At 75.1% G+C, this 7,531-nt stretch carries 7 protein-coding genes; 2 read left to right on the top strand and 5 right to left on the bottom strand.

What is annotated here, in order from left to right:
* Positions 1-32 precede the first annotated feature (32 nt).
* On the bottom strand, positions 33-1,565 hold the full coding sequence (locus ABD324_RS35255; protein ID WP_344427615.1) for an MFS transporter: 1,533 nt from the start codon (positions 1,563-1,565) through the stop codon (positions 33-35).
* A gap of 161 nt (positions 1,566-1,726) precedes the next feature.
* Here ABD324_RS35255 and ABD324_RS35250 point away from each other — a divergent pair, with 161 nt between their 5' ends.
* A complete protein-coding gene (locus ABD324_RS35250; RefSeq protein WP_344427612.1) occupies positions 1,727-2,296 on the top strand; it encodes a TetR/AcrR family transcriptional regulator in 570 nt (189 codons plus the stop codon).
* Here the strand turns inward: ABD324_RS35250 and ABD324_RS35245 are convergent.
* From ABD324_RS35245 to ABD324_RS35230, 4 genes are read right to left on the bottom strand one after another with little or no spacing between them, the layout of a single operon-like run.
* On the bottom strand, positions 2,265-3,614 hold the full coding sequence (locus ABD324_RS35245; RefSeq protein WP_344427610.1) for a metallopeptidase TldD-related protein: 1,350 nt from the start codon (positions 3,612-3,614) through the stop codon (positions 2,265-2,267). The genes ABD324_RS35250 and ABD324_RS35245 overlap by 32 nt on opposite strands.
* Positions 3,611-5,161, bottom strand: coding sequence for a TldD/PmbA family protein (locus ABD324_RS35240; RefSeq protein WP_344427608.1), 1,551 nt, complete (start codon positions 5,159-5,161; stop codon positions 3,611-3,613). Before ABD324_RS35240 ends, ABD324_RS35245 begins: the two co-directional genes overlap by 4 nt.
* 27 nt (positions 5,162-5,188) lie before the next feature.
* Entirely contained in the window at positions 5,189-5,470 is a 282-nt protein-coding gene (locus ABD324_RS35235) for a hypothetical protein (RefSeq protein WP_344427606.1), read from the bottom strand.
* On the bottom strand, positions 5,463-6,230 hold the full coding sequence (locus ABD324_RS35230; RefSeq protein ID WP_344427603.1) for a hypothetical protein: 768 nt from the start codon (positions 6,228-6,230) through the stop codon (positions 5,463-5,465). The genes ABD324_RS35235 and ABD324_RS35230 overlap by 8 nt, the downstream gene beginning before the upstream one ends.
* Positions 6,231-6,412: 182 nt before the next feature.
* Here ABD324_RS35230 and ABD324_RS35225 point away from each other — a divergent pair.
* Positions 6,413-7,531: PH domain-containing protein (locus ABD324_RS35225; protein WP_344427600.1), on the top strand; the 1,119-nt coding region annotated here is incomplete at its 3' end.

Here is a 7,531-nt window from a genome sequence, read left to right as displayed (position 1 = left end):
CCGACTCGCGGGTTGGGGTCGGTGGGGGTGGATCAGGTTCGGGCGGGGCGGAGGCCGCGGATCACGGTGAGGGCGACCAGGATCAGGGTGACGGCGCCGACGGCGGCGGTGATGTCGACGCCGAGCGTGAAGGCTTCGCGGGCCGAGGTCAGGAGGGGGACCGCGGACTCCGGCGGGAGGGCGGCGGCGGTGTCGACCGCGCCGCCGAGGGTCTCCGCCGGCGCGGAACCGGCCGGGGCGACGGCCCCGTCCACGGTCGCGCGGTAAACCCCGCCCAGGACGCTGCCCAGGATCGCCGTGCCCAGCACCGCGCCCAGCTCGTAGGCCGTCTCGGACACCGCGGAGGCGGCGCCGGCCCGGTCGGCGGGGGCGGCGGCGAGGATCGCGTCGTTCGTCACCGTCTCGGAGAGGCCGATGCCGGCGCCGATCAGCACCGTTGCGACGAGCAGAAGCGTGTCCGCGGAGCCGACCCCGAGCTGCGTGCACAGCACGTACCCGGCCGCGGCGAGGCCGAGCCCCACCGGCACCAGCACCCGGACCGGGAAACGCCGGGCGAGCCGGGCCGCCCCGAGTCCCGCGACGACCGTCGCGATCATGCCCGGCACCAGCACCAGCCCCGCCTGCATCGGCGAGCGCCCGAGCACGAGCTGCAGGTACTGCGCCGAGAAGAACAGCAGGCCGGTGAACGCGAACATGGTCGACGCGTTGGCCAGCACCGACAACCGCAGCACCGGCCGGGCGAAGAGCCGGAGATCGATCAGCGGCTCACGGCCCGCCCGGACGAGCGACCGGCAGCGGCGGACGAACAGCACCCCGGCGACCACGGCGACGACCGCCGAGCCCGTCGAGGCGAGGGAGACCCCGTGCTCGCCGAGGAGCTTGATCGCGAGCACGCCGGGCACCGCCGCGGCCAGCGACAGCGCGACGCCGAGCAGGTCGAGCCGCCCGGGCGCCGCCATCCGCGACTCCGGCACCAGCAATGGGACGGCGACGAGCAGCAGCACCATCACCGGCACGTTGAGCAGGAACACCGAGCCCCACCAGAAATGCTGCAACAGCAGGCCCCCGACCACCGGGCCGAGCGCCGCACCCGCGGCGAACGCCGTCGCCCAGATCGCGAGGGCGAGGCGGCGCTGGGTGCGGTCGGCGAACAGCCCGCGCAGGATCGCGAGCACCGCGGGCATGAGCATGGCGCCGAAGAACCCCAGGGCCGCACGGGCGGCGACGAGGTGGGCCCCGTCCGTCGCGAAAGCGGCGGCGGCCGACACCAGGCCGAACCCGACGACGCCGATCATCAGCAGCCGACGCCGGCCGATCCGGTCCCCGAGCGTGCCCATGGTGATCAACAGCCCGGCCAGGACCAGCGGGTAGGCGTCGACGATCCAGAGCAGCGTCGTCGCCTCCGGGCGCAGCGCGCGGCTGATCGCGGGCAGGGCGAAACCGAGCACCGTGTTGTCGATCGCCACGAGCAGCGTCGGCAGGAAGAGGACCGCGAGGGCGAGCCAGGCGCGCAGGCCGGCGCGCTCCGGCAGGGCGCGGGAAGGGGCGGGGAGGAGGGTGGTCACGGGAATGCCTCGGGGTCGTCGCTGTACCGTCCAGACGGTACTTTTGTTTACCGTCCAGACGGTACAGTAGACAGCCCCGGAGGACGAGGGTGAGTCCTCTCACCGCAGCTCAGGCCTCGTGCCACGCAGCACCCACCGAGGGGCTCTCGTAGGCTGCGCGCGTGCCGAGACAGCCGCAGGGCGCGCGCGACCGGGTCCTGGACGCCTACGAGACCCTGCTGATCGAGCAGGGTCCGGCGGGCGCGACCCTCGACGCCGTGGCCGCCTCGGCCGAGGTGTCCAAGGGCGGGCTGCTCTACCACTTCGGGTCGAAGGAGGCCCTGGTCGAGGGCCTGCTCGGGCGGCTGCGGGAGCGCAGCGCCGCGGACATCGCCCTCATGCGTGAGGACGGGCGCGGAGCCGCCGCCTACTACCTGCTCACCTCGGTGCCCGGCGCGAGCTCACCGGTCGGGCTCACCCGCACCTACCTCGCGACCCTGCGGATCGCCGACGGCAGCACCAACGGTGAGGCGGCCCGCGAGTCCCTCGCCGCGGTCGACGCGAACGGCCTCGCCGCCCTGCGCTCCGAGATCGACGATCCGGTGCTCGCCTGGCTGGTCCAGCTCGTGGGCGACGGCCTCTACCTGCGCACCCTCACCGGCGCGCCGCTGACCGGGGACGTCGGCGTGGACGACCTGGTGGCGCGGCTGCGCGGCCTGATCACTTCCCCAGGCTCACCGAGCTCATCCTGAAGTCCGGGATCCGCATCGCGGGCATCCGGGACCGGGTGAACCAGTCCTTCCACTCCCGCGGCAGCGCCGGCGCGGTCGCGCCCACCTCAGTGGTGCGGCGCAGCATGTCCAGCGGCGAGTAGTTGAAGCGGAAGTTGTGGTCGACCTCCGCGACCACCTCGCCGTCCTCGACGAGGTAGACGCCGTCCCGGGTCAGCCCGGTGAGCAGCAGCGTCGCGGGATCGACCTCGCGGATGTACCACAGGCACGTCAGCAACAGGCCGCGTCCGGTGCGCGCCACCAGGTCCTGTGTGGACGCCGCCGACCCGCCCGTCAGCACCAGGTTGTCCCCGGCCGGGGTGAAGGTGGTGCCGAACTCGGCCGCCTCCGCGCGGGTGTACTGCAGCTCGTGCATCGCGCCCTCGCGCACCCAGTCGACCCGACGGGTGGGGGCGCCGTTGTCGAACACCGACGTACCGCCGCCGGCGATCACCACCGGCTCGTACTCGCACCCCGGCTCGGCCGGATCGGAGTAGAGCGTGAGCGGCAGGTCGGTGAGCCGCTCGCCGACCTTGCCGCTGAACGCGCTGCGGCCCTCCTGCGCCGCGCGGCCCTCCATCGACCACGACGCGTAGACGAGCATGTCCGCCACCGCCGAGGGCGGCATGACGGTCTCGTAGCGGCCGGGGTCGAGGGTCACCTTCCGTGCGCCCCAGGCCAACCGGGCCTCCGCCTCGGCGGCGAGGGCGACCACGTCGACGTCCGTGAAGTCCGTGGTGGCGGTGCCGGTCCAGGCCGAGGACGCCGCGTCCTTCACGTTGAGCTCGACGGATCCGGTGGGCTGCACCCACCGGTGCCGGACGCCGGTGGACGTGCCCAGCCAGGTCGTGGTGAGCGAGTGGCTGGCGAACCCGAAGTGGCGCAACGGTCCCGCGAGCACCTCGGCCAGCCCGGTGGCGAGGTCGGAGTACACCGCGATCGAGGTGGCGGCGCCGGGCTCGGCCCACCCCGGGTCCGCCTCCCCGGCCTCCGGTAGCGGCGAGGCGTCCTTCGACGGGCCGGCGTCGCGCGCGCTGCGTTCGGCGGCGGCGACCAGGTCCGCGAGCACCGGCGGATCCGTGACGGCCTCGCCGAGGCTGACCGTGCCGGCCGCGACCCCGTCCGGCAGGTCGACGACGGCGACGACCGTGACTCGGGACGAGGTGGTGTGCCCGTTGGTGGTCATCGTGGAGTTGGCCCAGCGCAGCACCGCCTCGCTGGTCTCCGAGACGATCACCGCGCAGCCCGCCAGGCCCGTTGCGGCGGAGAGGGTCCGCTCGACGATCTCCTGGGGGTTCACGCGCCCTCCTCCGCTGTGTTGAGGACCGAGATCCCGCGGAACAGTGCACTCGGGCACCCGTGGCTCACCGGGGCGATCTGCCCCGGCTGGGCCTTACCGCAGTTCATCGCCCCACCGAGCCGCCAGGTCGACGGCCCGCCGATCCCGGCGAGCGCGCCCCAGAAGTCCGTGGTGGTGGCCTGGTAGGCGACGTCGCGGAGCTGGCCGGCGAGCCTCCCGTTCTCGATGCGGTGGAAGCGCTGCCCGGTGAACTGGAAGTTGTAGCGCTGCATGTCGATCGACCACGACCGGTCCCCGACGACGTAGATCCCGCGCTCCACCTGCCCGATCAGCTCCTCGGTGCTGGTGTCCCGCACCGGGTCCGGCTGCAGCGACACGTTCGCCATGCGCTGCAACGGGATGCTGTGCGGCGAGTCCGCGTAGGCGCAGCCGTTGGAGCGCTCGAGGCCCAGCCGCGGGGCGAAGGTCCGGTCGAGCTGGTAGCCGACCAGCGTCCCCGCCCGCACCAGGTCCCATTCCTGGGTGGCCACGCCGTCGTCGTCGAAACCGACGGTGGCGAGGCCGTGCGGGACCGTCCGGTCGCCGGTGACGTGCATCAGCTCGGAGCCGTAGCGCAGCGTGCCGAGCTTGTCCGGCGTGGCGAAGGAGCCGCCGGCGTAGGCGGCCTCGTAGCCGATGGCACGGTCGTACTCGGTGGCGTGGCCGACGGACTCGTGGATGGTGAGCCACAGGTTGGTCGGGTCGATCACCAGGTCGTAGGCGCCGGGCTCGACCGAGGGCGCCTTCGTCTTCTCCGCCAACAGCTTCGGCAGCTCGGCGAGCTCCGCGTCCCAGTCGTGCGCCTGCCCTGTCCGCACCTGCCCGGTGAGGTACTCCCAGCCGCGCCCGGCGGGCGGGGCGAGGGTGCGCATGGACTCGAACGCGCCCGCCGCCGCGTCGACGGTGGTGGCGGTGAGCTCGGGGTCGATCCGGATGCGCTGCTGCATCGTGGTGGTGCCGGCGAGGTCGGAGTAGAAGACGCACTCGCGGACCTGCGTCACGTGCGCCTCGACGTGGTCCACACCGTCGGCCGCCAGCAGCCGCTGCGACCAGTCCGTGAGCAGCTCGACCTTGTCCCGGGTGGGCACGGTGAACGGGTCGATCTCGAAGGCGGACACCCACACCTCGGACGGGTACACCGGCTCGTCCGCCCGCTCGACGCGCTCCCGGGCGACCGGCGCGAGGGTCCGCGCCACCTCGACGGCCCGCTCCGCCGCGGCCGACGCCGCCTGGACGCTCATCTCCACCTGCGAGGCGAAACCCCACACGCCGTCGACCAGCACCCGGACCGACAGCCCGGTCACCGCGGAGTCCGAGACGCCGGTGACCGCGCCGTCCCGCAGCGTGATCCGCTGCGAGACGGTGCGTCCCACGCGCAGGTCCGCGTGCTGGGCGCCGAGCAGCATCGCCCGGCTCAGCGCGGCCCCGGCGAGGGCCGCGAGCGGCAGGGCGCGGAACGCGGGATCGACCGCCTCCACGGGGTCCGGGGCGTAGGGGTCGGCGAACACCGGCCCAACCTAACGTCCCGGAGGTCCTCAGGCCGAGAACCAGGTCCAGGGCGCCCACCAGACGACCCCTGTCCCCGGGCCGGCCACAGCGTCGTCGGTACCCCGATCGAACGACGCCGGGCCCAGCCGCAGCACCCGGTCGGCCAGCCCGTCGCCGTCGAGGTCGGTGTGCAGCAGGAGATCCGGCCCCTCGGCCACGGCGACCGTGTCCGCCACCCCGTCGCCGTCCGTGTCCAGGTCGGCAGGGCCGATGCCCACCCGGACCACCGGCCCGTCCGGATCTCCCGGTACCCATTCCGGCTCAGCCACGCTCCACCTCCGCCAGCGCGCGCAGCTCCCGCGCGACCTCCGCCCGCCGCGCCGCGACCAGCCCGTCCAGCCGCTCGCCCGCCTCCTGCTCCAGCACGAGCAGCCGGGCCGTCAGCGCCGTGCGCGCGGCGGCGCCGGCGTGGCGGAGCACCGCCTCCACCCAGGCCGACCAGCGCTCCCGCTCGGCCAGCTCGCGGCGCCGGTAGGCGACGCCGAGCATCAGCGCGAGCGCCAGCCCCACCGCGAGCGGCAGCAGCGGCCGGGCGGCGGCCGCGGTGAGCCCGAGCGCCGGGACGCCGGCGGCGGGGAGGAGCGCCAGGCGCAGCGCGTCCGCACCACGGAGCGCCACCGCAAGACCACCCGACGGAGCGGCTACGTCGTTCGGACCCGATCCCTCCGGCAGGCTCGCGGAGGGTGATCGGGTGCACACGATCTGCTCCGGCAGGGCCCGCCCGTGCACCCGGGCGATCACCGCGAGTGCCCGGGACTCGCTGTGCGCCAACCATTCCGACCCCACCCGGGCGGCGGTCGGACCCAGCACCGCCGGCAGCCGACGGCGATGCCGCCCCACCAGCCAGGGAGCGCAGTCCGCGCGGAGATCACGGTGCACCGCAGCGAGTCCGGTCTCCGCGTGAAGCCGCACGACGGCCAGCTCCGCGCGCAGCCGGGCGCGGTGCCCGCCGCCGAGCGCGGCGTGGGCACCGGTGAGCTCGGAACGCCTGGCGCGCACGGCTTCCGCATGTCGGGTCGGGGCGGTCACGCGGGGGAGCATGCCCGCCGGCCGGGTCCCGCGGGGCGGAACCGCGGAAACCCTTCACCAGGGTGAACGGGCCGTCACCCACCCCCGCCCCTCGCCCACGGGCCGCGGGTGCGCCATGGTGGGGTCCGGACAGGGAGCACGCGCCGGGGGGAGCTTGCAATGGGGCGACGAGGGGGAGGGCCGTGAGGCCCGGCGTTCCCGCCTCCGAGCTGTGTCCCGCTCCACGGGAGGGCGGCTCCGCCGATCTCCCGCTCCTGCCCGAGGAGGAGGGCTGGGCGGGCCTCGACGGTCGCGGTGTTCCCGTCGCCGCCGTGCTGGCCACGGTCACGACCGCCCTGGTGGGCGGCACCGTCGTGCTGGGCGTGGCGGCCCGCGAACCCGAGTGGACCGGGCCCGCGGCGGTGTGGACCGGCGCCGTGGCCGCCGCGCTGGTCGCGGCCGCCACGCTGGCGACCTACCTGCGCTGGCGCGGCTCGCGCTACCGGGTCACGCCGGAGCGCGTGGAGCTACGGACGGGCATGCTCGTGCGGCGTTCCCGCAGCATGGCGCTGGAGCGCGTCCGCGCGGTGGACATCACCGCCGGGCCGGTGCTGCGGACGTTCGGCCTGGTCTCGCTGCGGATCGGCACCGGCCAGCAGCGCGGGGCGGGCGAGGCGACGCTGCGGCTGCACCCCGTCGAGCGGATGGAGGCGGACCGGCTGCGGACGGTGCTGCTGGACCGGATGCGCTCGGCCGGCGGCCCGCAGGCCGGGCCCGCCGACGGCCGGATCGCCGAGCTGGACCCGCGCTGGCTGCGGTACGGCGTGCTGAGCGTGGCCACGCCGCTGCTCGGCATCGCCGCCCTCACGCTGGTGCTGGCGCTGGTGGACCGCCCGCTCGGGGTGCTGCTGGCCGCGGTGCCGGTGTGGCTGCGGATCGTGGCGCTGCTGGCGGGCGTGCTCGTCGCGGGCGTGCTGGTGGCGTTCCTGCTCTACGCCGAGACCTGGTCGGGTTTCCGGCTCGACCGCGAGCCGGGCGGCACGCTGCGGGTGCGCCGGGGTGTGCTGACCACCCGCTCGATCTGTCTGGAGGAGCGGCGGCTGGCCGGCGTCGAGCTCGTCGAGCCGATCGCCGTCCGGATGGCCGGGGCCGCGCGGATCGACGCGGTCGCGACCGGGCTGCTGGTCGGGTCCGGCGCGGAGAGCACCGAGCACCGCACCCTGCTGCCCGCCGCGCCCCGGCGGCTGCCCGAGCGGGTGGCCGCGGTCGTCCTCGGTGTGCCCCGCTCACCCACGGCCGCGGCGCTGCGCCCGCACCCGCCG

Origin of the sequence: Pseudonocardia ailaonensis (assembly GCF_039531635.1) — a bacterium.
GTDB lineage: Bacteria > Actinomycetota > Actinomycetes > Mycobacteriales > Pseudonocardiaceae > Pseudonocardia > Pseudonocardia ailaonensis.
Note: the sequence above shows the minus strand (reverse complement) of the source record. Positions and strands in the feature narration are given on the sequence as shown.